The sequence below is a fragment of the Shewanella sp. AS16 genome (genome assembly GCF_021412365.1).
GTDB lineage: Bacteria > Pseudomonadota > Gammaproteobacteria > Enterobacterales > Shewanellaceae > Shewanella > Shewanella salipaludis.
This window is the reverse complement of the sequence record NZ_JAKCLK010000267.1, coordinates 1-291: the sequence shown is the minus strand read 5'-3', so window position 1 is coordinate 291 and position 291 is coordinate 1. Positions and strand designations below refer to the sequence as shown.

Annotated in this window: 1 protein-coding gene; it reads right to left on the bottom strand. The window is 56.4% G+C overall.

Annotated features, from left to right (window positions below):
- The coding region (locus tag LZP73_RS20265; protein ID WP_234236734.1) for a nitroreductase family protein at positions 1-277 on the bottom strand (277 nt) is incomplete at its 3' end.
- Positions 278-291: the final 14 nt, after the last annotated feature.

The window sequence follows — 291 nt, the reverse complement described above, 5'->3', positions numbered from 1 at the left end:
CCACCGTTATGATGAGCGGTGCGCGGAACGGCGCATTACGCGCTTTGTTGATTGCTTTGTTATCACTACCGGCAGCAATCGCCCCCTGCTCCAGTACAGCGCTGAAACGCTCGCGCCCTTCCCCTTCAATCACAAAGAAATGCCACGGTTGCATGGACTTATGGTCCGGCGCACGCATACCCGCACGCAGGATGTTTTGCAGTTGTTCACCCGTTGGCGCGGGTTCAGCCAGGCGGGAGGCGCTACGGCGATTGATCAATAGTTCGAGTGCATCCATTTGATTAACTCCTG